General features: G+C 61.4%; 22 protein-coding genes. 10 read left to right on the top strand and 12 right to left on the bottom strand.

What is annotated here, in order from left to right; all coding sequences use genetic code 11:
* Window positions 1-198 precede the first annotated feature (198 nt).
* A complete protein-coding gene (locus tag ACVWYQ_RS21330; RefSeq protein WP_456726342.1) occupies window positions 199-438 on the bottom strand; it encodes a hypothetical protein in 240 nt (79 codons plus the stop codon).
* Between the two features lie 168 nt (window positions 439-606).
* On the opposite strand from ACVWYQ_RS21330, the gene ACVWYQ_RS21325 reads away from it, so the two are divergent.
* Together ACVWYQ_RS21325 and ACVWYQ_RS21320 are read left to right on the top strand one after the other, a co-directional pair.
* Window positions 607-1,644 carry an alpha/beta fold hydrolase gene (locus tag ACVWYQ_RS21325; RefSeq protein ID WP_456726341.1) on the top strand — a complete coding sequence of 346 codons (1,038 nt, stop codon included), beginning with the start codon at window positions 607-609 and terminating at the stop codon, window positions 1,642-1,644.
* A 180-nt stretch (window positions 1,645-1,824) separates the two neighbouring features.
* Entirely contained in the window at window positions 1,825-2,997 is a 1,173-nt protein-coding gene (locus ACVWYQ_RS21320) for an AI-2E family transporter (protein ID WP_456726340.1), read from the top strand.
* A 475-nt stretch (window positions 2,998-3,472) separates the two neighbouring features.
* Here the strand turns inward: ACVWYQ_RS21320 and ACVWYQ_RS21315 are convergent, their stop codons facing one another.
* Both ACVWYQ_RS21315 and ACVWYQ_RS21310 read right to left on the bottom strand, forming a co-directional pair.
* Window positions 3,473-5,128: a recombinase family protein gene (locus tag ACVWYQ_RS21315; RefSeq protein ID WP_456726339.1), complete on the bottom strand. Its 1,656-nt coding sequence runs from the start codon at window positions 5,126-5,128 to the stop codon at window positions 3,473-3,475.
* Window positions 5,129-5,214: 86 nt separating this feature from the next.
* On the bottom strand, window positions 5,215-5,673 hold the full coding sequence (locus ACVWYQ_RS21310; protein WP_456726338.1) for a hypothetical protein: 459 nt from the start codon (window positions 5,671-5,673) through the stop codon (window positions 5,215-5,217).
* A gap of 457 nt (window positions 5,674-6,130) precedes the next feature.
* On the opposite strand from ACVWYQ_RS21310, the gene ACVWYQ_RS21305 reads away from it, so the two are divergent.
* Window positions 6,131-6,403, top strand: coding sequence for a hypothetical protein (locus tag ACVWYQ_RS21305; protein ID WP_456726337.1), 273 nt, complete (start codon window positions 6,131-6,133; stop codon window positions 6,401-6,403).
* Between the two features lies 1 nt (window position 6,404).
* On the opposite strand, the gene ACVWYQ_RS21300 is transcribed toward ACVWYQ_RS21305, so the two are convergent.
* Window positions 6,405-6,719, bottom strand: coding sequence for a hypothetical protein (locus ACVWYQ_RS21300; protein WP_456726336.1), 315 nt, complete (start codon window positions 6,717-6,719; stop codon window positions 6,405-6,407).
* Window positions 6,720-7,182: 463 nt separating this feature from the next.
* Between ACVWYQ_RS21300 and ACVWYQ_RS21295 the strand changes: the two genes are divergently transcribed.
* Window positions 7,183-7,641, top strand: a complete 459-nt coding sequence (locus ACVWYQ_RS21295) for an outer membrane protein (RefSeq protein WP_456726335.1) — start codon at window positions 7,183-7,185, stop codon at window positions 7,639-7,641.
* The gene (locus ACVWYQ_RS21290; RefSeq protein ID WP_456726334.1) at window positions 7,638-7,877 is read left to right on the top strand and encodes an outer membrane protein; all 240 of its coding nucleotides are present in this window, start codon (window positions 7,638-7,640) and stop codon (window positions 7,875-7,877) included. The genes ACVWYQ_RS21295 and ACVWYQ_RS21290 overlap by 4 nt, the downstream gene beginning before the upstream one ends.
* A 581-nt stretch (window positions 7,878-8,458) precedes the next feature.
* On the opposite strand, the gene ACVWYQ_RS21285 is transcribed toward ACVWYQ_RS21290, so the two are convergent.
* Window positions 8,459-9,505 carry an SMI1/KNR4 family protein gene (locus ACVWYQ_RS21285; RefSeq protein WP_404544605.1) on the bottom strand — a complete coding sequence of 349 codons (1,047 nt, stop codon included), beginning with the start codon at window positions 9,503-9,505 and terminating at the stop codon, window positions 8,459-8,461.
* A 197-nt stretch (window positions 9,506-9,702) separates the two neighbouring features.
* Between ACVWYQ_RS21285 and atzF the strand changes: the two genes are divergently transcribed.
* On the top strand, window positions 9,703-11,085 hold the full coding sequence (gene atzF, locus ACVWYQ_RS21280) for an allophanate hydrolase (protein WP_456726333.1): 1,383 nt from the start codon (window positions 9,703-9,705) through the stop codon (window positions 11,083-11,085).
* Here atzF and ACVWYQ_RS21275 read toward each other — a convergent pair.
* The 5 genes from ACVWYQ_RS21275 to ACVWYQ_RS21255 all read right to left on the bottom strand — a co-directional run bounded on the left by ACVWYQ_RS21275 (window position 11,082) and on the right by ACVWYQ_RS21255 (window position 15,702).
* The gene (locus ACVWYQ_RS21275) at window positions 11,082-11,771 is read right to left on the bottom strand and encodes a Crp/Fnr family transcriptional regulator (protein WP_456726332.1); all 690 of its coding nucleotides are present in this window, start codon (window positions 11,769-11,771) and stop codon (window positions 11,082-11,084) included. The genes atzF and ACVWYQ_RS21275 overlap by 4 nt on opposite strands.
* Before the next feature lie 103 nt (window positions 11,772-11,874).
* Entirely contained in the window at window positions 11,875-12,750 is an 876-nt protein-coding gene (locus ACVWYQ_RS21270) for an ABC transporter ATP-binding protein (protein ID WP_456726331.1), read from the bottom strand.
* The gene (locus ACVWYQ_RS21265; protein WP_082641523.1) at window positions 12,738-13,448 is read right to left on the bottom strand and encodes an ABC transporter permease; all 711 of its coding nucleotides are present in this window, start codon (window positions 13,446-13,448) and stop codon (window positions 12,738-12,740) included. Before ACVWYQ_RS21265 ends, ACVWYQ_RS21270 begins: the two co-directional genes overlap by 13 nt.
* A gap of 59 nt (window positions 13,449-13,507) precedes the next feature.
* A complete protein-coding gene (locus tag ACVWYQ_RS21260) occupies window positions 13,508-14,506 on the bottom strand; it encodes an ABC transporter substrate-binding protein (RefSeq protein WP_271539760.1) in 999 nt (332 codons plus the stop codon).
* Window positions 14,507-14,742: 236 nt separating this feature from the next.
* Window positions 14,743-15,702, bottom strand: a complete 960-nt coding sequence (locus ACVWYQ_RS21255; RefSeq protein ID WP_456726330.1) for a fatty acid desaturase — start codon at window positions 15,700-15,702, stop codon at window positions 14,743-14,745.
* Here ACVWYQ_RS21255 and ACVWYQ_RS21250 point away from each other — a divergent pair.
* Window positions 15,701-15,850 carry a hypothetical protein gene (locus ACVWYQ_RS21250; RefSeq protein ID WP_275507722.1) on the top strand — a complete coding sequence of 50 codons (150 nt, stop codon included), beginning with the start codon at window positions 15,701-15,703 and terminating at the stop codon, window positions 15,848-15,850. The genes ACVWYQ_RS21255 and ACVWYQ_RS21250 overlap by 2 nt on opposite strands.
* A 144-nt stretch (window positions 15,851-15,994) precedes the next feature.
* Here ACVWYQ_RS21250 and ACVWYQ_RS21245 read toward each other — a convergent pair whose 3' ends face one another.
* Window positions 15,995-16,948 (bottom strand): LysR family transcriptional regulator, encoded by a 954-nt coding sequence (locus ACVWYQ_RS21245; RefSeq protein ID WP_275507723.1) that lies wholly within the window; start codon window positions 16,946-16,948, stop codon window positions 15,995-15,997.
* Window positions 16,949-17,046: 98 nt separating this feature from the next.
* On the opposite strand from ACVWYQ_RS21245, the gene ACVWYQ_RS21240 reads away from it, so the two are divergent.
* The 3 genes from ACVWYQ_RS21240 to ACVWYQ_RS21230 all read left to right on the top strand — a co-directional run bounded on the left by ACVWYQ_RS21240 (window position 17,047) and on the right by ACVWYQ_RS21230 (window position 20,956).
* A complete protein-coding gene (locus ACVWYQ_RS21240; RefSeq protein WP_271539757.1) occupies window positions 17,047-18,228 on the top strand; it encodes an MFS transporter in 1,182 nt (393 codons plus the stop codon).
* Between the two features lie 10 nt (window positions 18,229-18,238).
* On the top strand, window positions 18,239-19,273 hold the full coding sequence (locus ACVWYQ_RS21235; protein WP_456726329.1) for an aldo/keto reductase: 1,035 nt from the start codon (window positions 18,239-18,241) through the stop codon (window positions 19,271-19,273).
* A gap of 123 nt (window positions 19,274-19,396) precedes the next feature.
* A complete protein-coding gene (locus ACVWYQ_RS21230; protein ID WP_271539755.1) occupies window positions 19,397-20,956 on the top strand; it encodes an amidase family protein in 1,560 nt (519 codons plus the stop codon).
* A 104-nt stretch (window positions 20,957-21,060) separates the two neighbouring features.
* Here the strand turns inward: ACVWYQ_RS21230 and ACVWYQ_RS21225 are convergent, their stop codons facing one another.
* The gene (locus ACVWYQ_RS21225; protein WP_271539754.1) at window positions 21,061-21,861 is read right to left on the bottom strand and encodes an SDR family NAD(P)-dependent oxidoreductase; all 801 of its coding nucleotides are present in this window, start codon (window positions 21,859-21,861) and stop codon (window positions 21,061-21,063) included.
* Between the last annotated feature and the right edge of the window lie 13 nt (window positions 21,862-21,874).

The following is a 21,874-nucleotide window of genomic DNA, read 5'->3' as shown; positions in this document are numbered from 1 at the left end:
AGGTCACGTGCGAGACGCCTAAGCTCTTCAAGATCGGCCTGTATTTCGGTCAGCAATTCAAGCAGAGATTTCGGGCGGTCGCAGGCCAGGCGACCGTATCCATTCACTCAAGTGCGCGCCAGTCTCGGCAATCCTGGCGCGCCTCAGCAAGCTCTCGCGTTCGGCTCCAGCTGGCAAAAGTCGCGGGCGTTGTCGGGCCTATTCGGCGGGCTTCTTTTCGCGCGGAGACGGGAGCGTTCGATTTTCGTCAGTCTGCTCCGCGTCACCGGGCTTTTTCCCCGCCATATTTCCCGGATTGTAGTGGTACTTGCCTTCCGGATTTTCGCCGGGGTGCTTCTCATCCGGGCTTTTGGTGTTGTCTGCCATTGATCCAGTCGCTTTCTCGGCAAGAGTAACAATGTTGAACAAGACTAATGTCGACATGTTCCACGCGATCATTTCTTGCCCTCACCGCTGGGCCGATCAGAGTATCTTGAACCCCCGACAGCGAGAACGATGCGCTCCAATGTATGTTTGGAACGAAGACTCGGCGACGACGGTTGACGATAGCCTGCAACATTTCTCAATCTCCCTGAGGCATCGTGCAGACCACCAGAGGTACTGCACATGGAACTCCCGCGAACACGCGCGTCCTCCCGCCAGTCTGACTACACCACTCCCTTGCGGCGACACCCTGCGCTTGCGGCCTTTGCAGGGGCAGCCTCCCTCCTCGGGGCCATAGCGATCGTAAATGGGCAAGTCGCCAAGAAAGCGGAACGCGATAACCCGCCTCGCGGACAGTTCTTGGAGATCAATGGCGTCCGACTGCACTACGTGGAACGCGGCAACGGGCGTCCGCTTGTGCTCCTGCACGGCAACGGCAGCATGATCCAGGACTTTGAATCCAGCGGCCTGATCGACCTGGCGGCCAACCGGTTTCGGGTGATCGTATTCGACCGCCCCGGATTCGGACACAGCTCGCGGCCGCGGAACGTGATATGGACCCCGGAAGCCCAGGCCGATCTGTTCAGAAAGGCGCTTGATCGGCTGAGCGTTCAGCGGGCGATCGTGCTTGGACATTCATGGGGTGCGGCGGTCGCTCTTGCGCTGGCGACAAGACATCCGTCATTTGTCGAAGCTTTGGTGCTCGCATCAGGCTACTATTTTCCAACCGTCCGTGCTGACTCGGCGGCATCTTCGATGTCTGCGATGCCTGGGATGGGCGATGCGATCAGTCACACGATCTCGCCGATCGTCAGCCGCCTCTTGTGGCCTTCCATGTTGCGAAAGATGTTCGGTCCGCGGCCAGCCCCTGACAAGTTCGTCGGCTTCCCCAAGGAGTTGGCGTTGCGACCGTCACAGATGCGTGCCAGCGCGGCGGAGGCAACGTTGATGATCCCCGCTGCATTTGAGTCGTCGAAGAGCTACGACCAACTCAAGATGCCCACCATCATCATCGCCGGCGACGAGGATCGCCTCATCGATATCAACAAGCAATCGGTCAGACTTCACGGCGAAATCGCTCACAGCAAGCTGCACCGCGTCGCTGGGGCAGGGCACATGATCCAACAGTCTGCCACAGCTCGGTTGATGGCGGCCATCGATGAAGCCGCTGCCGAGACCAACATTGGCGGGAATGCGCCGCAACGGTTCGCGAGCGCCTAGGAACGCTCCGGCGGGGACCCGTGTTGCACCTTATTCTTCAGTTGGCGAAGAGGCCCGCCGCGGCCGAACCGCCAGCCAGACCGACTGCTTGTCTGGCTAGAGGGCTCCTGCAGCCGCATCGCGCCCTTCCCGGCCGTGCGAAGCTGACTCAGCGGTCGGGGGCAGGCCCCCCGTATCGGGATGGAGAAAAGTGTCGTGATCTCGCTGTCAAAGTTGCCGCATGAGCCCCCCTCGTCCCCAGGGCAGAATGTCAGCGCGCCGCAACCGGCTGTCTCGCCATCGCAGGCGGCCGACGATATCGAAATGCCGCTGCCGTCTAGTCCGCAGACGTTCTTTCTCGGTAGTCTGCTAACCCTGGCGGTGCTGGCAGCTGTTCATGCGGCAAGCTCGATCATATTGCCCGTGGTGCTCGCCTTCGTGCTGCAGCTCATTCTGCAACCCGCTGTGCATCTGCTCGAGCGTATAGGTCTCCCCCGTGCCATCGGAGCGCTCTTGGCGATCCTGGTAGTGGTGGGAGCGCTCGTGGGCTTTGTGGCAGCCTTGTCGCTACCTGCCGCGACTTGGGCGGAGAAATTGCCGGAGGGTCTACCTCGCCTCGAAACTCACTTGGTCGTCCTGAAGCGGCCGATCGAAGCGCTACAGAAAGTCATCCAGCAGGCCGAGCACGTCGCCGACGCTCCCGACAAGAAAGGTGCCATCGTTTCGGTCCGCAGCGATCTCGGCCTGACCGGCGCGCTCTTCGCCGGAACGCGCGCTGTCATCGACGGCCTGTTTACGACCGTTCTGGTGCTCTATTTTCTCCTGGTGGCAGGAGACATTTTTCTACGACGTATCGTCGAGGTCCTCCCAAATTTTCGCGACAAGAGGCAGGCGGTGGACATCTCCCAGCAGATCGAAGCGGACATATCTGCCTATCTTCTTACAATCACTGCCATGAATGCTGCAGTGGGAATTGCAACGGCCGTTGCGATGTATTTCTGCGGACTTGGAGACCCCTTGCTGTGGGGAGCCGCGGCCTTCCTGCTCAACTACGCTCCAATTCTGGGGCCGCTGCTAGGGACCGTCATGTTCCTCCTGGCCGGAATGTTGAGCTTCGACAGCTTGTGGTGGGCCCTGCTGCCGCCGGGCCTATATTTCTGCATCCATCTCGTCGAAGGCGAAACCATGACTCCCATGCTGCTCGCCCGACGCTTCACCCTGAACCCCGTGCTGGTCATCCTGTCGCTGGTGTTCTGGTTCTGGATGTGGGGCGTGCCTGGAGCGATCCTGGCCGTTCCGATGCTGGCCATCCTCAAGATCGTCAGCGATCGCGTGCGTCCGCTAAAAGCATTGGGGCACGTCCTCGAAGGCTAGTCCGGTGTCGCTCCCCGGACTGCAGCAGTTTACGTTCCGTCTCGGTTCGGCTAATCCCAAAACAGCTTCTTGCAGTGGAGGCACCGGAAGATGGCGATAGGCCCTTCCGGCGAAGCAACTGCGTCAACATAGTGCAGGGGTTTGTTGCGGGCCGAACAGGCCGGCAGACGCTTGGGTTCTTGCTCCGCACCAGTTCCGCTTGGCACTCCGATTCGCCGGGGTCGCAATCGACGTCAACGCAACTAGTTGCAAGGTTGCCCCTCGGAGATCGAAAAAATTCGCTAAATACGAAAACTTTGCTTGCGCCGTCGGGCAAAACAGTGGTTCATAGGGCGCTGGCTCACCGCTCAAAGGACCAGCATCATGGCTGATGAAGTCGAAGCATCTACTGAGTTATCTAAAATCGCGAAACTCAATGGGGACTTCCGAAGGAACTACGGAACAATACTCGGCGCATTCCTCTACCTTCGGTCAATCAGTGCCGCGCGCGGCCGTTCTTGGTTCTGGGCAGGTCTGCTTTCGGTCGTTTGCTCGGGCGTGCTAGCTTGGGTTGGAAGGCACGGGCTTGCCTGGTTATCTTCCGGGTGATCGCTCGAACGAGCGCGTCAGGGCTTTTGAAGCGGGTGATGTCTCGGCGTTCGCAGGCCCTGTCAGAGAATCTAATTGTTCTTTTCACCCTCCCATCGGTCGGCAGCAATATGTAGTCAAGCACGTCCTTGTTATGCGCGGTTAGCCTGATGGCAGCAATCCATCCAGCGGGCACATGCGAATCGCATTGAATGGTCCAATGTGGCGAATGGGTCTCCTCCTTTCCCGGGGTCCAGCGTGCAGCTCTGATCGAAACGCAAATCGAGCCATTCACGCGAAGCGAGTCTGTCCACCCGCCAGTGCTCGTCCGACAACCCGCCTTTCGAATGGCGGCTTCAATGCGAGAAGCGAGCCTTGTCTTCAGCTCGGACCAAATAGGCCTCGACTCAAGAAATTCGTAGTTGCGCTTGGGTGTATAACCGAGCAGCCGATATAGGTTGCGCATGCTGCCGAAGTGGACCTGACAAGTGGCCACGCATGGTAAGCCCGGTGTACGGTCTATGATGTCCACACTCAGCTTCCCCTCTTTGAGCAGGGTTCGGCGCAAGCGAACGAGCATCTCCTCTTCCGTAAGATCAACGCGCCGCTCGTGAATGAACTTGGCGGCCTTCGCGAAGGTGGCGCGGTCAACAATTGGTTCAAGGCAACCCTCAGCCCGGATCCACTGTTCAGGAGGATTGTATGTGAGAGTTTGGCGCAGCTTGCATGATCGCCTATTGAAGACCAAATCGCCGATGTAGCTTTCGTCCCTGAGAATGGCGCCTACCATCACACGCGTCCACGGTGTCCCTGGACGAGTGGGCACGTTCTTTCTGTTCAGCTCCCAAGCGACAACCGTTTCACACTTCACCTCAAGGAAGCGCTTGAATATCCAGCGGACGGTGGCCACCTCTCGCGGGTCGCCGGGCCTTACTCGGACATGATCAGTGGCGAGATACTTTCGCTGCCCTTTCTTCAGAACGCCCTTCGATTGCTCGTTCTCATCAACAAGCTCACGCACCAATCCATAGCCCGGGTTGCCACAAGGCTTATAACCCAGACGAGCAAAGCGGCATTGACCCGCATAGACCTTGACTGAAAGCTCACGGCTGTACTCCGCCGCCATCACCCTTTTGATGTTCTTGACGATGCTGGCCAACATGGTGCCGTCATTATCGAACTGCTCAGCGCAGTATGAGACCTTGATGCCCGCGCGCTTGCACATGAACTCATAGTGCGCACTCTCATCCACGTCTTGGAAGCGGCCCCATCGACTTACGTCATAAACCAGGAGGTGACCAAAGTCCGCCTCCCCGTTCTCGACGTCCTCCATCAACTGAAGGAGGCCGGGCCGGTTCCTAATGAGCAAGCCGCTCTCACCCTCGTCCTTGTAGGTGCGCACAAGAGTGAGATTGTGAGCGTGCGCGTAGGCAGCGATCACCGCAGCCTGGCTCTGAATGGAGTAGTGCTGCATCTCAGTAGACATTCGGACGTACTGAGCCGCTCTAACGCCGAGAAGGGCCTTCGGCAGGTGAGCCTTGTGAACGACGAGCGAATTGCTCATTCGCCCCTCCACTTAGTCCGACCCTGCCTGCACGAAATAGAACTTCCGGGTTCACGAATATTCAAGGGCAATTTGGGAGGCGCCTGCTATTTGGCGCCAGCCTCCGCTACATACGCTTCGTATGATTGTCCAAGGGCGCTCTGCGTAAACAGGATTTCCAAGGCCACAATCTCGGAATAGCCGCTCGTCTCGTCTCCAGTATTGATCAAGTCAACCATGGTCAGGCCCGCCCCCGTGTCAAAGTTGGAAGCTGGTGCACCGGGAATGCGGATGAGCCCTTGCATGCTTGGGCCGCGCGTTTGAATAGCGACTTTGATCTGCGACGCCCTACGCGAAAACCGCTGCTCGGATCGAAGCGGGATCCGCTGCCACTGATCAATGTCGCCTGCGGTTTGACCGATGTAAGTCGGGCGGATCGTTTGATCGATTGCAGCAAGGGTCGGGACAGCGAGCAAGGACATGGTAGCGGTGAGTGCGGCCGCACGGAATGTGATGAGACCTAGGCTTTGCGCCTCAAGGATTGGTCGGCTTCTTTTTCGTATCATGTGAGCGATCCATTAGTGTCCGAATGGCTGCCCCTTTCGCCGCAGCATCTCCGGCTTCCTCAGCGATCCGTTCAGGCGTGCACTTCGTTGAGGGCGGGTTTCCGCACTGGCGCGCAAGCGCTTCCCAACCGACACACTTTCCAGATTGGTTTCGGTAGCCCGGACCTCCATTGTCTCCGCAGGCTGCGAGTGCCGACGGGGCATGCAAGAGTTGCACGATGATGAAAAGTGATACTACCTTGGAAATCACCTTGGACGCTCCACATCGGGACCGACAAACTACGCTATTGGCAGAGCCGCGCCAGCAGTCAGCTCGAACAGAAGTATCCTCCGGGATGCCCTAACTACCTGTATTTCTACATCAGCGGGCGACCTTAGCGGGCCCTTCCGTAAGCCGTTGATCTATCGTGGGTTGTGGTCTAGAGTTCCCGCCCCATTAGTAGGAAAGCAAAACTTAATGAAGGGCCTTGGTATTTTCGCTCTGAAGACGCTGATTATTGCCGTCATCTTCAGCATCTCCACCATCTACGTTGTTGATGCCTGCCGCGGCATTCTCGTTGAGAGTGTTTCAGGGGGGCCCGCGTTCTGGTCCCGTCTCGAAGCTGGACTGATCAAGTTCGCCGACTCTCCCGACCTACCGCCGGAGAAGAAGGCCAAAATCATCGCGGCCTTGCGGAAGATCCACGACAAGAACCAACCCTATCTGGATGCGCTGCTCGCCAAGGAGTAAATCAAATAATCCGCAGCAGCTTGTTCGCGACGATGGTTGGCTGCGCGTTATTGTGAGCGCCGCCGCCTGCCGCAGCAATCGAGATGCCAGTGGTGTTGCTGGCGATGGCATTAATAACAGCGCTGGTTACGGCTGCAGAGATGCCGCCGGGGCCGTTGACGGCGTTGTTATTCTGACCCGTGTACGCCGGATTCTTTCCGAAATTGTGAGAGTGCCCAGGATATGTAAGGGTGTGGTTATGGCTGGGGATTTCCGACGTTGACAGGGTATGAGTTGGGGCGCCGCCTGCGTCGCAGATCCGGATGTTGAAGCTCATCGAGTCATCAAATAATTTTTGATATGCCGAATTTCGCTTGCTCCGTCGGGCAAAACAGGAGTTTATAGGGCGCTGGTCTATCGTGCTGACAGTCAAACTAGGAACCGCGAGATCAGGCTCGGTCGCTGTTAGCAGTAGCTCCTCTCCGGCTCAACCATAGTTTGTTCAAGAACACATCTATTGAGCGTGGTTCTCGGAACTCAAGGGCGAGGACATGGCGGCGCGGCTTCCTTGATAACAATCATAGGCTGCTTCAGCTCGCCAATTCCATCTCTCTTTGCTAACGCTTGTTGTGTTTCAGGGTTGGCGGGTCGCCAGGCGACTCAGAAGAAGAGGGACCAAATGAACAAGTTTGTACTGTCGTTGCTGTCAACGGTTGCTCTCGGCTCAGTTACGGCCCAAGCGGCGGATCTCGCGCCCGTCCGTATGCCACCCACTTAGGTAGGCACCTGGACGGGACTGTATGTCGGCGGCAACGTTGGATATGGGTGGCCGCTATGACGCGTCGAACGCCACCGGTACGATCGTGAACTCGAATGGCGGTTCGGGTATCTATGGCTTCAACGTTGAATCTCGCAATGGCAATGGAGTCACTGCAGGCCTGCAAGCCGGATACAATTGGCAGTTCGAACAGACAGTGCTCGGCGTCGAGGCCGACTGGCAGTATCTCAATTCGAAGGCAGGCACGGCCACCTCGGCTATTGCAGTTCCCGTCTTCATCGGCGGCAACTTCAGCGGCAGCACTTCCATCGAGACTAACTGGTATGCGACCTTTCGCGGCCGGGTGGGCTATGCGTTCGGGCCGGCGTTGCTCTACGCGACTGGCGGACTTGCGTTAGCCGACACTAAAGTGAGTTCCAGCGCCACGGGCAGCATTGTCACAGCCCTTTTCCCCCGACCTTGGGACCGCTGGGCTCTATGAGTGCTTCAGACAGCTCCGTCCTGATTGGGTATGCGGTCGGCGGCGGATTGGAATATGCTTTGGGAGCAGGCTGGTCGATCAAAGGCGAGTATCTGCACATGGGCTTTGGCACCAAGGGCTACAATTTGACCGGCTCGCTACAATCGCCGGCCGGATTGACCGGCGTCATGGCAACACACGTCGACATCAAGCCGAGCTTCGACATCGCCCGTCTCGGTGTGAACTATCGCTTCTAGTGAGTGGATAAGGAATTTAGGAAGGGGGCATCAGTCTCCCTTCCAAAGGCAGCAGCCTTAACGCTCAGGCAGGCACTCGGGACAAGCATCGCCGATTCCATCGCGAACGCCGGCGATCGCCGCGGCGGCATCCTCCGGCGCAAGCTCTGCCGGAGGATGCTCTCGAGCCAACTCGAGAGCGGGTTCACGGCGCGTGCGGATCGCCGCGGTCTTTTGCCCACCCGTGCTGCTCGCACTCGTGAATGGCACCGGCCGGCCGTCCTTCCTTCGTCATCAGCATAGATCGCTCCTGCCTGGACGAATCCTTCCGCCCAGTTGATCGCTCCGGGCGGTTAGCATGAGGCAGGGATTCGACATCGATAGGGCTGAGTTTGTCCACATGTTCCGCAGTGGATACAGACGACCTCGCAAGTCGGCTCGCCCCCGGTCCGGCGTCAGCAAAAATCGCAACGAATTCTTATTCGTTAATAAGAAGCTAGCTGAGTTTCTGCACCCTATGGAGAGAACCTGAAAGAGAGTGAGAGAGCATTTTTCTTTCGAGATTCTCTCCCTCCGCCACCCGCTCAATCAATCGCGCCGGCTTATTTGCCTTCGGGGCCAGCAATCGTCGCCAAGCGTCCGAGCAGGGCCGCCTCGGCCCCGGAAGTCAGACGGTAGCCTTCCGCCATCTCGACGATGTCGCCGCGGGCGACGCATCCGTCCCACCAGTCCCTCACAAAGCCCTCGGCGTACCCGCGCGTGTTGAAGCCGTAAGGTTCGGTGACAAGGTCGAAAGCGATCATCAGCTCGAAACAAGGCGAGTCGTAGGAGGTGCCGGTCTCGGGACGGCCCAAGAAAGCTTCGAAGGATCTGGCCGTACAAAGGCTCGAATAAAGCCAGAACATCAGCCCATACATGAGGTGCGACCGCTCGTCGTCGTGCAGGGCAAAGAAACCTTTCTCGTCCACGATCTGGCGGGCCAAGCTGCGCAACATTCGCTCGCCGTGCGGCAGACGGTCGCCGACGGCGGCCAAGGCTCGCACCACGATTGGCGATAACGTTCCCCGCTCGACGGTCGCGATCGCAGCGGCCCGATCCTCCTCAGCAGTGTCGTACTCGGACTCCTCGACCAAGCCGCGAATGAAGGTCTCGAAGTCTGGCGCGACGACGACGATACGGTAGTCATCCTCCTGGTCGACGTACACGACCTGCGGCTCGCCCCGCTTTCCGCAGGTCCGGTAGTCCAGCATGATCAGTTCGTGGCCGCCGGCCGGCGTGTCGGCGATTCCGACGCCAATCGGCGGGTAGCCCCATTCCTCGATCATGAACTTGGCGCCAAACTTCCCGGCGAGTGAATATGTGGACGTACGGCCAAGAGCGAAGAGCCCCTCGATAGCCACGTGGTCCTCCGCCCAGCCTGTACGCTCCTTCATTGGATGGCAGTTGCGCTTGACCATTCCGCCATTGTGGCGCCGTGCGAGGTCGACATAGGCCGCCGGCAGCCGATACCCTCCGATTTCATGCTCAATGGAGGCGATGAGCTCGTCGGTCGGCGGAGGCTCGACATAGTTCTCCAGGGAATACGGACAGTCGTCCCAGAAGCCTTCGAAGTCGAAGTCGTCAAAGAGCCGTTTCGTCGCCATCTTCATTACCTCGTCATGTTACGAGGCGTGTCTAAGCGCCCAGTAGCCAGGACCGTTGATTGCCACCCTTCGGAATGAAAACAGCTTATACGTCAATCAGGATTGACTGACACTTTCTCCGGCATTTGTTGAGGCGCTTAGTTGCTTTCATTGCTGGGCAGCGGCTTCATATTCGTGGGGTCATGCCCTCAGGAGCTTATTCCGTGCCGCAAGCGATCCTATCCGCGCAGAGCCGCCCCCTCCGTTCCCGTGCCGAGTTAGCCTCCATCATCATAAGCGCCTATGAGCGCATCGAGCGGGACCGGCACCGCAATTGCTGGATCTATGTGCGGCCCATGGAAGAAGCGCTGGCCGAGGTTGATGCCCTTGTGCAACGAGCGGAGGAGGGTGAAGTCCTGCCGCTCCTTGGCGTGCCATTCGGCGTCAAGGATAATATTGACGTTGAGGCCATGCCAACGACGGCAGCCTGTCCGTCATTCGAATATATGGCTGCGCAATCGGCCAGATGCGTCGAGAAATTGAAGGCCGCGGGCGCGATCTGTCTTGGCAAAACCAACCTGGATCAGTTCGCAACCGGACTGTCCGGCGCCCGCTCCCCGTATGGCGCCTGTTCCAGTGCGGCGAACGATCTGTATGTCTCCGGCGGTTCGAGCTCCGGCTCGGCTGCTGCCGTAGCATCCGGCCATGTTGCCTTCGCTCTCGGCACAGATACCGGCGGCTCAGGCCGGATTCCCGCAGGTTTCAACGGAATCATCGGGATCAAGCCAACCGTCGGCCTCGTCTCGTCCCGGGGGCTTGTGCCGAACTGTCCGACACTCGATTGTCCCTCGATCTTCTGCAATTCCATTGCCGAGGGTCGAATTCTGCTCGGGTTGATCGAAGGATTCGACGACAGTGATCCCTATAGCCGTCAACGGATTGCCTCGCCCTCCCCATCTCCTCGCAAATTCCGGTTCGGCCAGGTCCCTGTCGATCGTCTCAATTCATTCGGCATGCCGGAATGCGATGACCTTTACAGGCAGGCCTGCACGAGGCTTTCGGGACTAGGAGGTCAATCCAGACAAATTGACTTCGCGCCTTTCGCCGAAGCCGGTGAAATGCTCTTTTCAGGTCCTTGGATTGCCGAACGTCATGCGGCGATCAGCAAGCTCCTGGACGTCGATCATGGAGACCTGCTTGACGTCATCCGCAACGTGCTGAGCGCAGCTGCCCGGTTTTCCGCAGCAGATGCATTCGCTGCGCAACATCGACTTTTAAAGCTGCGACGCCAGATCCAAACGCTTTTCGAGGAGATCGATGTCCTGGTGGTACCGACCGCGCCCCGCCCCTTCACGATCGCGGAGATGATGGAAGATCCCATCACGCTCAACAACCGCCTCGGTTACTACTCCTATTTCGCGAATCTCGTGGACTTGTGCGCGGTGTCAGTTCCCAACGCAACGCTCGGCAACGGCATGCCGATGGGTATCACTTTGCTGGCGCCTGCGTGGCGCGACCATGTTGTTCTCGACCTTGCCGAGCGATGGTTGCCCGATCCGAAGGCCGGACTGTTCAATCTAAAAGTATACCCGAACGCCGTTTCCTAGACGACTTCGAGATCGAGCGCGCGCAGATTGAGGATCACAATCAGGCCCCGATGATAACGTATGACGCCTCTTGCCTGCATGCGGGAAAGCTGCACCGTCACCCATTGGCGGGTTGAGCCGATCAGATTGGCGAGATCACCATGCGTGAACGGGGTTCCGATCACGATCTCGCGGCCCTGCTGCGAACCGTAGATCTTCGAGAGGAAAACCAACAGACGATGCAGCCGCTCGGTCACCGAGCGGGTCCCCAGCATTTGCGCCATGGCCGAGTAGCACCGTGCCTTGAAGGCAAGCGCATCCAGCAGTGCGACTGCGATACTTGCCGATTGAAGCGCCAGCGCGCGCAGGGCTAGGCCGGGCAAGAACGTCACTCGGCTTCGTTCCACTGCAACCGAAGACCATACGTGGGCACCAGTACCGAACAGATCGGGGCCGCCGACGAAATTGCCGGCGAACCAGTAGGCCAGCGTCACCTCGCGTCCGGAAGGCGCCGCGTAGTAGCTGCGAATACGTCCCTCTTCGATCAGATATATGCCGTTCTGCAAGTCGCCCTGACGCCAGACATGCTTGCCTGCCGGCAGGACCTCCTCGCGGCCGATGGCGAGAACACGACGCCGGTCAGCCTCACACAACGGATCCAACAAGCTCGGCAGCGACCCGACCAGAGCATCCGATCCCGCCAGCATGATGCCGGTCGCATTCCTGAGACTTGCCGCTGACATCTGCTCGCTCCCCTGCCGCCGCACGGGAAAGCCATTCAAGAGCCATGCCAGACCTGTCGTCAGGCGCCTACGTCTTGATTTCCATCTGCTCGAAGGCCCTGCGGCCTTCCGAGCGGATCAGGTCAAGGCAATCCCGCTTGAGGGCGAGATAGGCGGCCTCCGCGACGATGGCGCTGGAGCGCGGCCGCGGCAGGCTCACCTGAAGATCCCTGAGGATGCGGCCAGGTCCGGCGCTCATGATCAGCACACGGTCAGAGAGAAGGATCGCTTCATCGATGTCGTGTGTGACAAAGACGATTGTTGCGTTGATCCGCTCGCGGAGCTCGAGCAGATTGTCCTGCATGACCGCCCGGGTCTGCGCATCCAGCGCTCCGAACGGCTCGTCCATCAACAGGACACTCGGCTGATTGGCGAGGGCACGGGCAATCGCAACCCGCTGCTGCATGCCCCCGGATAGCGTGTGCGGATATGCCGACGCAAATCTGGTCAGGCCGATCATCTCGATGAGGCCGTCGGCAATCCGCAGCGCCTCCGCTTTCGGCTTGCCGAGCGCGCGGGGCCCGTGCGCGATATTCCGGCGCACCGATTTCCACGGAAACAGATGTGGTTGCTGGAAGACCATTCCGATCTCGGGTCGTGGCTTGCGCATTGCTTCGCCGGCCATGAGCACCTGGCCTCCGAACGGCCGCTCGAGGCCGGCCATTGCATTCAGCAGCGTGGACTTGCCGCAGCCGGATGGACCGACGATCGAGACGAATTCCCCCTGGGCTACTGACAGGGATACGCGGTCGACCGCGATGACCTGCCCGCTCGGCGCATCGAAGACGATGCTCAAATCCTCGACCCGGATGATCGCTTGACGCGCCGCGGCGGACGGCGGGTACGTATCCACGAGCCTGAGTGGCTGGTCTGGACGAAGCAGGCTCGGGATCATCGCCACCACACAGCACGTTCGGCAAGAATCGCGAAGGAACGGTCGGCGACGAAGGAAAGCAGCCCGAGAGCCGCCAGCCCGCCCATGACCTGACCCGTTTGCATGTTCTGTTGCGCAATTTCGATACGATAAACGATACCGGCGAACGCTCCTGCCAACTCGGCGGCGACCAGCGTGTAGAAGGAGATGCTCACCGCGGTTCGAAGACCGACCGTGATATAGGGCAGCGCGCCAAGAAGGACGATCTCCCACAGCATCTGCGGTTGCGGCGTGCCGAGCATCTGGGCGGCTCGGATAAGTCCGTGGTCGACTTTCTGCACCCCGATGTGGGTCGCGAGCCATACCGTGAAGAACACGCCCCAAACGACCAGGAAAAGCTTGCCTGTTTCCGAGAGGCCAAACCAAAGGATGACGATCGGTACGAAGGCGATGGGAGGAATTGGGCGAAGGATGTGAAATAAGGGCGAAAGCAGGCTGGACACCAGCCGAAACCGGCCGGTCAGGATGCCGAGCACGATTCCGCCCGCGGCCCCGATGGCAAATCCCGCGGCCACGCGCGCGAGGCTCGCCATCAGGTCGGCGAAGAATTGTCCGCTGCGAATCCATTCGAGAACGGCGACGGCGACGGTCGATGGCGGCGGAAACAGCACGGTGTTCACGATGCCGGAGCGCGCAACCAGTTCCCACATGCCTGTGAAGGCGGGCACGGAGAGGACGGCGACCAGTACGCTCAGCCGTTCGGTCGCGCTGCTGCGTCTGCCGACGCTCACGGGCGCGCCTCCAGCGTGACGCGAGCTGGATCGAGCGCCTTCAGCGGCGCCGTCACCAGGACTTTCGTGAAATCGGGCATGCTCGCTCCAGGGGGATGATTGCCGGTCTCGAGCCGCCAGGCGGCATGGGTTTTCAGAGTCGTGAGAATCCTGTCGTCGAGGCGCACATGGTAGACGTAGTCCGTCCAGATCGACGCCAATTCATCGCGTTTCATCCCCGTCGCCGCTGCGATGACGTCGATTGCTTCACCCGGATTCGCCTTGAGCCAGCCCTCGGCTTCGATGAGGGACGCCAGGAACTTGCTGACGATCGCGGGGTTGGCGGCGAGGTAAGACTGCGTCACGACGATATTGAAGGTCTCCGAGTAGAGACCTTTGGTATCAAGCGGGATAGCGCCTTCGCCGAGAGCCTTCTTCGCATTCGCGACGTGCGGCTCCCAGGTGTCGAATGCGTCGATGCTGCCGGCCGCCATGGCAGGGAGCATCTCCTGCGGTCGCAGGTTGACGAGCGTCACGTCCTTCGACGTCAGGCCTGCCGCTTTCAACAGAACCGAGGTGTAGACTTCGCTGCCGGTTCCGGCCGTAAAGGCGATTCGCTTTCCACGCAGATCGGCCTTCGTTTTGATCCCGGCAGAAGCTGCGGTCATCGTCTTGAGATCCGAATATTCCATTCCCGCCACGAAGGCGATGGGCTGTTGCGCCATCGCGGCCGCCGTGACCGGCGCCTCGGCTGTTGTCGCGAAATCCGCCCCTCCCCCAAGCACCGTATCGAGGCACTGCTTCCCGCTGGTGAAATTGGAGACCGAGATGTCGAGCCCCTGCTTGGCGAAAATGCCTTTCGCATGGGCAACGATCGCCAGTCCCGAGATCGGCCCAAGATTCTGGGCGAGCCGCGCCTTCAGCAATTCCTCGGCTGTCGCACGCTCGGACGGCGTAAACAGGAAGGACGCAGATAGCACGAACACGGCGAACCGAAGTGCAGTTGTTGATCGCATGCCAAACCCCTGTGATGCCGGCGACCGGAGGTGATCGACCTTAACGACAGGATCGTCTGAAGATCGAAGACCATGAAGCAATTAATCGACAAGGCCCCGCTGTCCACTTTTTGCGCAAGCAAAACAGCTTCCAACCGCGGTCGGGGCAATAAATTCATCAAGCTGCTCACACCTTGGGCGCAGCACGGCCTGCGGCAACGGCACTCTGCTGGCTTCCGCCAAGTCCTGATCTCGACTCAATCAGAACCGATCGGGCGTTCGGTACCGTTGCGTGCGCGGCGAAACCAGGCCCACGTCTGCCGCGTCACTGCGATGTAGCCCGGGCCCCGATAGACGATCTGATCGGCGACGATCCGGTTCAGTTTCGGCAGCGCATGGAAAGGAATCGAAGGATAGGCATGGTGCTCGACATGATAGGGCATGTTCCATGCGAACCAGCGCACGAACCTGGCGGTATAGGTGGTGCGGGTGTTCTGGAAGGCGCTGCGCGTGCGATCGCAGCCGGTGTGTTCGGCAAGCAGATACGGACGCAGAAACAATTGACCGACGATCACGGGGACGACCCAGACCCACAACAGGATCAAGCTGTGCAACGCGATCGATGCCAGCAACAGCGCGACGTAGCCTGCCAGATGGAGACGCGCTTCTGTCACGACAATGTGGCGTTTGCTTTCGGGAATCCAGGGTGACGTGGCGTTGCCGGTCAACGCATGGCGAAGCATCAGCCCCACCCGGAAGGCAACCTGCCGCAAGCCGCTGTACACGATCACCAGTTGCGCGTCCGAGGTCGGGATTGGAACCGACAGCAGTTCCGGATCCCTCTCTGGATCCTGCGTATACCGATGATGATCCCAGTGGAATAAGCAGTAATATTCGTAAGGCAAGCCGACCGCGAACGAGGAGACATGACCGAAGGCGAGATTAAGCGCCCGGCTGCGAAACGCCGTCTTGTGGGCGGTCTCGTGGACCACCATGAACAGGAATGCGACAAAGTAGCCTTGGACGACCACCAGCGGCAACGCCCAGACGATTCCGTATTGCGATGAGACCAGCCAGATCAGCGCGCCGACAACGACGATAACGCCGTAGTGGCTGGCCGCGCGGATCAGACCCTGCCAATCGGACCGCACCGACAACTCGCGCAGCATGGCCGGAGTCAGCGGCTTCTCTCCGGCGGCAGTGATGGCATTGCTCATGATCGTGGTCGCCTCTTTTTCGGAATCGCACACCGTGCTCGTGCGGACGCTGGAATTGGCCGAGCACAGGCCGACCCTAGGAAGCGCGGCCGCAATGCTGAAGCAATTTATTTCGCCGGCGTTGGCTCGCCCGGCATCCCTGGACTGACACTCTCCTCGCCAGCCTTCGCAAACGACGTTTGCGCAAGGCTGGCGCGCCGAAGCTCGCAGGGCGAAGGTGGACTCGGTTCCGTTTGCTTCGGCTCGGCAAGCCTGCCGGGGGCAAGCTTCTCCTGCGCCCTCCGCCGCCGCTTCACCCCACCAGCTTCCACTTCCCATCCCCGGTCCGCTTCAACGCGGGGTCGCTCACCCGCACGTGCTCGGCGAGGAAATCGATGAACGCGCGCACGCGTGCCGGGAGTGGGGCGGTGTGGCCGACATAGACGGCGTGGATGTCTTCGCGGTCGCCGGGGTTGTAGCCTTGCAGCACCGGCACGAGGCGGCCGGATTCGATATCGGGGCCGATGTGGAAGAGGGCGAGGCGCGCAAGACCGACGCCGCCGAGGCAGAGGCGGCGGGCGGCTTCGCCGTCGCTGGCGCGCGCGACCGGCGGGGGCAGGGCCTCCTCGGCGTGGTCGCCACGCCTGAACGGCCAGCCGCGGATGCTGCGTGGAAAGGTCCAGCCGATGCCGCGGTGGTCGGCGAGATCGGCCGGAATCTTCGGCATGCTGCAGCGGGCGAGATAGTCCGGCGCGCCGACCACGACCATGCGGCTGGTGCCGAGCTTTCGCGCGACCAGCCGCGAGGCGCGCAGCGGACCGACGCGGATGGCGACGTCCGCGCGCTCCTGCATCAGGTCGATCACCGTATCGGTCAGCACGAGATCGAGCGTGACGTCGGGATGCTGCGCCAGAAACCGCGGGATCAAGGGCATCACATGCAGCATGCCGAAGGGGATGTTGCAATTGACCGTAAGGCGGCCGCGCGGCGCCGCGCCCGAGGCCGCCTCGCGCTCGGCCTCCTCCATCTCGGCGAGGATGCGCAACGAGCGCTCGTAGAAGGCCTGACCTTCCTCCGTCAGCGTCAGCCTGCGCGTGGTGCGGTTGACGAGCCGCGCACCGAGGCGCGTCTCCAGACGCGAGATCAGCTTGCTGACGCCCGACGGCGTCAGGCGCAGCTTTCGCGCGGCCGGGGTGAAGCCGCCGAGGTCGACGACACGGACGAAGACCTCCATCTCGGCGGAGCGGTTGGTGTCGAAACGGGCCATGTTGAATTCACGTCACAAATGATTGGATTGCGGACATTCTAATGGTTTGGCGGCAGCGCCGCTATCTGCGTGGCTCTTCTCATCCCTTGGAGCAACGCATGCCTCCTGCCGTCCTCGCGCTCACCGCCGGTGCCTTCGGCATCGGCACCACCGAATTCATCATCATGGGCCTGCTGCTGCAGGTTGCCGCCGACATGCACGTCTCGGTGCCGGTCGCAGGCCTGCTGATATCAGGCTATGCACTCGGCGTGTCCGTGGGGGCGCCAGTCCTCACCCTGGCGACGCGCAAAATGCCGCGGAAAACCGTGCTGCTGGCGCTGATGGCGATCTTCACGCTCGGAAATGCGGCTTGCGCGCTTGCACCCACTTACGAATTGCTGATGGCCGCGCGCGTGCTGACCTCGCTCGCGCACGGCACGTTCTTCGGCGTCGGCTCGGTGGTGGCCACCAGCCTCGTCGCCGAGGACAAGCGTGCGTCTGCGATCGCCACCATGTTCATCGGCCTGACGGTCGCGACGCTCCTGGGCGTGCCCTTCGGTGCCTGGCTCGGCCTGATGCTCGGCTGGCGCGCGGCGTTCTGGGCGGTGACTGTCATCGGCGTGATCGCGTTCGCGGTCGTCGCCGCGCTCGTCCCCGGCCATGTCGGCAATGGCGACAAGCCGATCTCGCTTGCCGAGGAAGTGGCCGTGCTCGGTCGTCCGCAGGTGCTGCTCGGTCTTGCCATGACCGTGTTCGGCTTCGCCGGCCTGTTCGTCGTCTTCACCTATATCCAGCCGATCCTGACGCGCTTCACCGGCTTTTCGGAGGCTGCCGTCTCGCCGATCCTGCTGGTGTTCGGCGTCGGCCTTGGGATCGGCAATATCGCCGGCGGCAAGCTTGCGGACCGCGGCCTCGCACGGGCCCTGACCGGCACGCTCGCCGCGCTTGCGATCGTGCTGCTCGGCCTGGCGGCCGTGCTGTCGATCAAGATCCTGTCCGTCGCGCTGATCCTGCTACTCGGCACCGCCGCCTTCGCGACCGTCGCGCCGCTTCAGCTTCGCGTGCTGGAGGCCGCAGGTCCCAGCGGCCGGACGCTCGCCTCCAGCCTCAACATCGCCGCGTTCAATCTCGGCAACGCACTCGGCGCCTGGGTAGGCGGCGTCACTATCGACCGCGGGCTCGGCCTTTCGGCGCTGCCGCTGGTCGCGGCCGGCATCACCGTCATTGGCCTCGTTCTGGCGCTGTGGAGTCTCCGGCTCGATCCCGCGCCGGCAACCGTCGCGGCGTGCCCGGCGGAATAGGAGAGCGATCATGGAATACCGCAATCTCGGCGCTTCCGGGCTCAAAGTCCCCGTCCTCAGCTTCGGCACCGGCACGTTCGGCGGCCAGGGTCCGTTGTTTTCCGCCTGGGGCCGCAGCGGCACTGATGAAGCCCGCAGGCTGGTCGATATCTGCCTCGATGCCGGCGTCAATCTGTTCGACAGCGCCGATGTCTATTCGAACGGCGCTTCCGAGGAGATCCTCGGTGCCGCGATCAAGGGGCGCCGGGACAAGGTGCTGATCTCGACCAAGATGAGCCTGCCGATGGGCGACGGTCCGCTCGATGCCGGCTCGTCGCGGCAGCGGCTGCTTGCCTCGGTCGATGCGGCGCTAGGACGGCTCGGCACTGACCATATCGATCTGCTTCAGCTCCACGCCTTCGACGCGTTCACGCCGATCGAGGAGGTGCTGTCCACGCTCGATATGCTCGTGCGCGCCGGTAAGCTGCGCTATGTCGGCGTCTCGAATTTCGCCGGCTGGCAGCTGATGCAGTCGCTCGCGATCGCGGACCGGCATGGCTGGCCGCGCTATGTCGCGCACCAGGTCTATTACTCGCTGCTCGGGCGCGACTATGAATGGGAGCTGATGCCGCTCGCGCGCGATCAGGGCATCGGCGCTCTGGTCTGGAGCCCGCTGGGCTGGGGCCGGCTCACCGGAAAGATCCGACGCGGCCAGCCGCTGCCGCAAGGAAGCCGCCTGCATGCCACCGCACAGTTCGGTCCGCCCGTGGACGATGCGCGCCTCCACGCCGTCGTTGACGTGCTCGATGCGATTGCTGTGGAGACCGCTCGGACCGTGCCGCAGGTCGCGATTGCCTGGCTGCTGTCGCGTCCCACGGTCTCCTCCGTGATCATCGGGGCGCGCGACGAAGCGCAGCTGCGCGACAATCTCGGCGCCGTCGGCTGGCCGCTGAGCGCGGACCAGATCAAGCGGCTCGATGAGGTCAGCGCTGTGATGCCGCCTTATCCGTACTATCCCTATCGCATCCAGGAGGGCTTTGCGCGGCTCAATCCACCCTTGGTGTAGGCGCTCGCTCATAGACGGCTGCGATTGCGACAGAGCGTCGCGACAATGCGCCATGCAGAATCGCGCCTGTACAGGGTCCCGCGTCGTCCCTAACCTCCGCCGCGCAAATTGAGGAGATGCGGCGTGGCGAAGAAGACGGCGACCAAGAAGAAAAGTGTGTTGAAGAAGACGGCGAAGGCTTCGAAGAAGGGCTCCGGCCGCAAGAGCGCCGTGGCCAAGCCGGCCGGAAAGGCCGCTGCCGGCAAATCGGCGAAGCCGCGGCGCCCGAACGGGCCGGCCTGGCAATGGTCGGCGGTCGAGACCGCGGCTGCGATCCGCTCCGGCGCCATCTCCGCGGTCGAGGCGGTCGAAGCGCATCTCGAACGAATGCGCACCGTCAATCCGAAGCTGAATGCGGTCGTCGTCGATCTCTCGGAGGAAGCACTCAAAGCGGCGCACGCGGCCGACAAGCAGCGCGCCAAAGGCGGCGAGCTCGGTCTCCTGCACGGTGTGCCGATTACGATCAAGGAAAATGTCGACTACGAGGGCCGGCCGAATTTCAACGGCGTGCCCGCCAACAAGGACCTCATCGCGCCATCGGATGCGCCCGTGGTGCGCAACCTGAATAAATCAGGCGCGATCGTCATCGGTCTCACCAACACGCCCGAATTCTCCTTCCGCGGCTTCACCGACAATCCCCTGCATGGGCTGACGCTCAATCCCTGGGATCCAGACATCACCTGCGGCGGCTCCTCCGGGGGTGCGGGCTCGGCGGTCGCTGCGGGCATCGGCACCATCGCCCACGGCAACGACATCGGCGGCTCGCTGCGCTGGCCGGCGCATTGCAACGGCGTTGCCACCATCAAGCCGACGCAGGGCCGCATCCCCGCCTTCAACGGAAGCGCAAGGTCGGAGCGGCCGATGCTGGCGCATCTGATGTCGGCGCAGGGGCCGCTCGCGCGCCATGTTGCCGACGTGCGCCTCGCTTTGGAGGTGATGAGCCAGCGCGATCCGCGCGATCCCTGGTGGGTGCCCGCGCCGCTGGTCGGCGAGCGGCCGAAGCGGCCGATCAAGGTTGCACTGGCAAAGATCCCCGAGGACATGGACGTCGATCCCTCTGTCGCCGCGGCGCTGCGCCAGGCTGCCGATCATCTCGAGCGGTCCGGCTACCGCGTCAGCGAGGTCGAGGTGCCCGATATTAACGGGGTCTGGCAGACCTGGTGCGACATCATCACCAACGAGACTGTGATGATGCAGGAGGCCGCCATGCTGAAGGTCACATCCGAGGATTTTCACAAGTCCTGGGGCGGCATGAAGGCCAAGGCCAACGTGCTCGATCTCAAGGGCTGGATGCAGGCGACCGCCGCGCGCAACGGCCACATCCGCGCCTGGCAATTGTTCTTCGAGGAGTATCCGGTGGTGCTGGCGCCGACCACGGTGAAGCCGACGCCGGGCCCGCGCGAGGACACCGTCAGTCCCGAGCGCGTGCGCGAGATCTTCTGGGGCGAGATCCGCTTCATCTCCGCCATCAACGTGCTGGGCCTGCCCGGCGCCGTGGTGCCGGTCGCGCTGCATGACGGCAAGCCGATCGGCGTGCAATTGATTGCCGGCCGCTATCGCGAGGATCTCGCACTCGATGCCGCGGCCGCGATCGAAAAGCGCGTCGGCGTGCTCACGCGCAAGCTCTGGGAGATGATGGGATAGGGCGATAATCCCGCTGCGAGTTTTTGACAACGTACGCTTAACTAGTCCGAACCACGTGGGCAGAACGCTGGTCGATAAGCGCCCACATGCAGCCGCTCCAGACGTCAGGCGTCCATTATCCTCTTCATCGTGGCCCTTTGCATTGACCGTGGCGTCAAACGATTTGAAAAGGCAGCCATCTTGTTCGACAGGCCTGCGACCACCATGGCCTTTCCTTGCAAGAGCGCCCGAATACCGCTTTCGGCGACCGGACGCGGCTTCATGGTGAGGAGGCGCAGCAAGCTTGAAGCGGTTGCGCCGGCTGCCGCATCGAAGCCCGTCGCGGTGTGCCCCGGGCAGAGACTGGTAACGACCACGCCATGCGGGCGGAGTTCGTCATGCAGAGCTTCGCCAAAGGCCAGCACATAAGCCTTGGTTGCCGCATAGGCCGCGTAGCTGGGAACGGCCTGGAAGGCCAGGAGGCTGGCGATAAGAAGGATATGTCCGGATCGCCGCTGAGCCATGTCGCGGCCGAACAGATAGGTCAGCTCTGTGAGCGTGGTGATGTTGAGCTGGATCATATTCGCGGTTTGCTCGATCGGCGTGTCCAAGAAATCGCCGTGCAAGCCGAAACCGGCATTGTTCACCAGGATGTCGATCGTCACCGACCTCGCGTCGAGACTGCTTTTCAGGCGGTTGGCCGCGCCCGGTGCGGCAAGATTGATCGCCTCGACCAGCACATCCACGCCATATTTGCTGCGGAGATCGGAGGCAAGCTTGTCCATGGACTCTCGCCGTCGAGCCGCCAAGACGAGATTGACTTTCTGCCCCGCCAGCAGATCTGCGAATTCAAGACCGAGGCCACTCGACGCGCCCGTGACCAGCGCCCATTTTCCGGCAAAGTCGTCTGTTGCTTCTTTTGACATCGTTCTCTTTCTA

It is taken from the genome of Bradyrhizobium sp. USDA 3397 (assembly GCF_054060965.1).
The sequence above is the reverse complement of the archived record's forward strand: the minus strand, read 5'-3'. Positions and strand labels throughout refer to the sequence as shown.

What these genes read in the sequence shown, in the direction of transcription:
- ACVWYQ_RS21330 (WP_456726342.1), bottom strand. Translation starts at nt 438, where the DNA reads ATGATCGCGTGGAACATGTCGACATTAGTCTTGTTCAACATTGTTACT.
- ACVWYQ_RS21325 (WP_456726341.1), top strand. Translation starts at nt 607, where the DNA reads ATGGAACTCCCGCGAACACGCGCGTCCTCCCGCCAGTCTGACTACACC.
- ACVWYQ_RS21320 (WP_456726340.1), top strand. Translation starts at nt 1,825, where the DNA reads ATGGAGAAAAGTGTCGTGATCTCGCTGTCAAAGTTGCCGCATGAGCCC.
- ACVWYQ_RS21315 (WP_456726339.1), bottom strand. Translation starts at nt 5,128, where the DNA reads ATGAGCAATTCGCTCGTCGTTCACAAGGCTCACCTGCCGAAGGCCCTT.
- ACVWYQ_RS21310 (WP_456726338.1), bottom strand. Translation starts at nt 5,673, where the DNA reads ATGATACGAAAAAGAAGCCGACCAATCCTTGAGGCGCAAAGCCTAGGT.
- ACVWYQ_RS21305 (WP_456726337.1), top strand. Translation starts at nt 6,131, where the DNA reads ATGAAGGGCCTTGGTATTTTCGCTCTGAAGACGCTGATTATTGCCGTC.
- ACVWYQ_RS21300 (WP_456726336.1), bottom strand. Translation starts at nt 6,719, where the DNA reads ATGAGCTTCAACATCCGGATCTGCGACGCAGGCGGCGCCCCAACTCAT.
- ACVWYQ_RS21295 (WP_456726335.1), top strand. Translation starts at nt 7,183, where the DNA reads ATGTCGGCGGCAACGTTGGATATGGGTGGCCGCTATGACGCGTCGAAC.
- ACVWYQ_RS21290 (WP_456726334.1), top strand. Translation starts at nt 7,638, where the DNA reads ATGAGTGCTTCAGACAGCTCCGTCCTGATTGGGTATGCGGTCGGCGGC.
- ACVWYQ_RS21285 (WP_404544605.1), bottom strand. Translation starts at nt 9,505, where the DNA reads ATGAAGATGGCGACGAAACGGCTCTTTGACGACTTCGACTTCGAAGGC.
- ACVWYQ_RS21275 (WP_456726332.1), bottom strand. Translation starts at nt 11,771, where the DNA reads ATGCTGGCGGGATCGGATGCTCTGGTCGGGTCGCTGCCGAGCTTGTTG.
- ACVWYQ_RS21260 (WP_271539760.1), bottom strand. Translation starts at nt 14,506, where the DNA reads ATGCGATCAACAACTGCACTTCGGTTCGCCGTGTTCGTGCTATCTGCG.
- ACVWYQ_RS21250 (WP_275507722.1), top strand. Translation starts at nt 15,701, where the DNA reads ATGATCGTGGTCGCCTCTTTTTCGGAATCGCACACCGTGCTCGTGCGG.
- ACVWYQ_RS21255 (WP_456726330.1), bottom strand. Translation starts at nt 15,702, where the DNA reads ATGAGCAATGCCATCACTGCCGCCGGAGAGAAGCCGCTGACTCCGGCC.
- ACVWYQ_RS21245 (WP_275507723.1), bottom strand. Translation starts at nt 16,948, where the DNA reads ATGGCCCGTTTCGACACCAACCGCTCCGCCGAGATGGAGGTCTTCGTC.
- ACVWYQ_RS21240 (WP_271539757.1), top strand. Translation starts at nt 17,047, where the DNA reads ATGCCTCCTGCCGTCCTCGCGCTCACCGCCGGTGCCTTCGGCATCGGC.
- ACVWYQ_RS21235 (WP_456726329.1), top strand. Translation starts at nt 18,239, where the DNA reads ATGGAATACCGCAATCTCGGCGCTTCCGGGCTCAAAGTCCCCGTCCTC.
- ACVWYQ_RS21225 (WP_271539754.1), bottom strand. Translation starts at nt 21,861, where the DNA reads ATGTCAAAAGAAGCAACAGACGACTTTGCCGGAAAATGGGCGCTGGTC.